The sequence below is a fragment of the Streptomyces sp. P5F9 genome (genome assembly GCF_057961495.1).
Genome location: NZ_JBXVPZ010000737.1, coordinates 1 through 3,017, shown reverse-complemented (window position 1 = coordinate 3,017; position 3,017 = coordinate 1). Strand labels below are relative to the sequence as shown.

At 68.8% G+C, this 3,017-nt stretch carries 3 protein-coding genes; 2 read left to right on the top strand and 1 reads right to left on the bottom strand.

The genetic code is table 11. The features are described 5' to 3' along the window. Window positions 1–138: 138 nt before the first annotated feature. A complete protein-coding gene (locus AC31A1_RS49295; RefSeq protein ID WP_489659576.1) occupies window positions 139–822 on the top strand; it encodes a ScbR family autoregulator-binding transcription factor in 684 nt (227 codons plus the stop codon). A 463-nt stretch (window positions 823–1,285) separates the two neighbouring features. Then, entirely contained in the window at window positions 1,286–2,374 is a 1,089-nt protein-coding gene (locus tag AC31A1_RS49290) for an outer membrane protein assembly factor BamB family protein (RefSeq protein WP_489659575.1), read from the top strand. Window positions 2,375–2,667: 293 nt separating this feature from the next. On the opposite strand, the gene AC31A1_RS49285 is transcribed toward AC31A1_RS49290, so the two are convergent. Then, on the bottom strand, window positions 2,668–2,910 hold the full coding sequence (locus AC31A1_RS49285; protein ID WP_489659574.1) for a hypothetical protein: 243 nt from the start codon (window positions 2,908–2,910) through the stop codon (window positions 2,668–2,670). Window positions 2,911–3,017: the final 107 nt, after the last annotated feature.

Here is a 3,017-nt window from a genome sequence, read left to right as displayed (position 1 = left end):
CTCCAACTCCCCCCTCCCCCGCGGCCCGGCGACCGACACGGCAACACGGCTCAACGGCGCCTGCAGCGCCGTAGACTATACGAACTGGACGGTATTTTTAACGGACGGCACCCGACCCGTGACGAAAGGGGCCCGAACATGCCAGAACCCAAACAGGACCGGGCCATTCGCACCCGCCACACCATCCTCATGGCCGCAGCCACGGTCTTCGAGGAACGCGGCTACCAAGCCGCCACCATCAGCGAGATCCTCACCACCGCCAACGTGACCAAAGGCGCCCTCTACTTCCATTTCCGCTCCAAAGAACAACTCGCTCTGGGTGTCCTCGCCGGACAGGACCAGTCGCTCGTCGTCCCCGACCGCCCCTGCAAAATCCAAGAACTCATCGACACCACCATGCTCCACGCCTACCGCCTCCAGACCGACCCCCTCGTCCGGGCCGGCGCCCGTCTCACCCTCGACCAACGCGCCGACGGCCTCGACCGCACCGGCCCCTTCCAGCACTGGACCGCCGTCACCAACGAACTCCTCGGCAAGGCCCAGAAACAAGGCGAGCTCCTCCCCCACGTCAACCCCGCCGAGACCGCTCAGGTGCTTGTCGGCGCCGTCACCGGCGTCCAGGCCATGTCACAGGCCACGACCAACTACCAGAACCTCCCCGCCAGCGTTTCCGCTCTCCTCCGTCACACCCTCCCCTCGATCGTCCACTCCTCGGTCCTCACCTCCCTCGACCTCACCCCCCAACGCGGCCACGCCATTCACACCGAGACCACGGCAGCGGCGGCACCGGACGAGGCGACGACGGAGGCAGCGGACAACTGACCGCTCACGGGGCCCTGTTGATCCGCCCGGCCCGCTCGTGTTCGAGCAGCCCCGAGAGCCGTAGCGGTGCTCAGCGGCGGCGAGCGAACCGCCAACGGTCATGGTTCTGACGGCAGTTGTGTGATGGCCGCGGCTGGAGGAGGACGTGGCCTCCGAGCGATGGGAACCAGGCTCGACCGTGCGTTCGGTGCTCGACGCTCTTGAACCGGCCGCTGTCGCCCTCGACCGCAGCGGAACCGCACGCAAGTTCCGCCCGATCACCGGGTGTTGACGTTTTTCGCAATCTTGACCGATTCGGCGGCCGAGTGATCATATGTTGTCGGCCATGCTACTTCGAGGCCTTCGCGCCAAAGGAGCCCTTGAGCTTCTCGTGGCCAGTTGCTCAGGGATAGGCTGCGCCGCCGCGCTGATATCCATCCTCGTGGGCCAACTCACGCCGTGGTGGGCACTGATCCTTGTGCCCTTGGGGATTTTCAACGCCATTGAGGTGATCGGCTACTTCGCCTACCTGCCGGTCGTCGTCAAACCGTATGTCCTCGTTTCCGCCGGCAGCGCCGACGGAAACGGCGAGCAGGAGGAAGGACAGCGGCGCGGTGCCGTGCGCTGGCAGTTGGACACCGGCGGAGCGGTGAAGGAATCGTCGCCGGTCGTGGTCAACGGCACTGTTTATGTGGGCAGTTGGAACCATCTCCTGTGGGCCGTCGACGCCGTGTCCGGCGAAGAACGCTGGCAGTGCAGGGTCGGCGGTGTGGTGGCCGCGTCGCCCGCCTTCGCCAACGGCACTGTCTACATCGGCAGTTGGGACAAATGCCTGTGGGCGGTGGACGCCGTTTCGGGCCGGGAGCGGTGGCGGGTCAGGACGGACGGCATGGTGCGGTCCACGCCGGTGGTCGCCGACGGCATGGTCCTCTTCGGCAGCAACGACGGTTTCTTCCGGGCGGTCGACGCCGTCTCAGGGGAGCCCAGGTGGCAGGTCCGTGTCGGCACGGGCGTGCGTTCCTCACCGACCGTGGTGGGCGACTCGGTCTACGTCGGTAGCGACGACGGCGTTCTGTGGGCTCTGCGCACCGCCTCCGGCCAGGTGCGGTGGCGACTGAAGACGCTGAGTGGGCTGTGGTCCTCGCCGGTGGTCGCCGACGGCATCCTCTATGTCGGCAGCGCCGATCGGCACCTGTGGGCGGTGGACGCGGCATCGGGTCAGGTCCGGTGGAAGCTCCCGGCCGGCACCTGGGTGAAGTCCACGCCGGCGGTGGCCGACGGTCTCGTGTACTTCGGCACCGGCGACGGGTATCTGTGGGCTGTCGACGCGGTGTCCGGCGAGAGACGGTGGAGTCGCAAGGTCGGTGTCTGGGTGCGGTGGGCTCCGGTGGTGGCGGACGGCACGCTGTACGTCGGCACGAAGGACGGCCGTATGTGGGCGTTGGACGCGGTCTCGGGCGAGGAACGATGGCGGGCGGACACCGGCAGCCCGGTCTTCTCCACACCCGCGGTGGCCGACGGCGTGCTGTACTTCGGCCTCCAGAACGGGCGTCTGCTGGGCGTCCGCGCCTGACCGGGAAGCGGACTGGTGTCAGCAGGGCCAACCAATGACACCGGCGCGGCTACCACGCCGTCGTCTCCGTCGTTCCCGCCTCCCGCACTGGCCGGATCGGGCCCCCTCACTGCGCGATGCCCTCCCCGGCCCGAGGCGCGGACTTCCTCGGCACGGGCCCCGCACCCCGGCATCCTCAGGAAAAGGGTGGATGGCGACGACTACCGCGCTCCCGGCCACGTGATCTCAGGGAAGCCGAGCGGCTGCCGTATGCCCGCCCCTCCTGCGGCGGCGCCCCGTGGAAGCAGCGTCGGTCACTCGGCTTCGCCGCGGCTGCCAGGCTGAGCTGGAGGCGGCGGGCTGCGGGCGGCAGCTACGTCGAGATGGTCGGCGGTCCAGATGATACGGACCGCTGTCGCCCTGGCACGCCCGTCGTCGCCACGCAGATCGCGGCGCAGGGAGTGGACCAGGCGTGCCTCCTCGTCGGGGTCGCGGGACAGCGGAGCGGGCACGGCGGTGTACCGGCCGAGTCCTGCCGCCAGGTCCCGGTACGCCAAGGGCTTTTGGAGCCAGTGGAATACCAAGGGTCCTCGCCGGTCGCCGGTCCGTCACCGAAGTCGTCGACGCCACGCCCCCGGCCCACCCGCCGAACTCCGGCCGGACG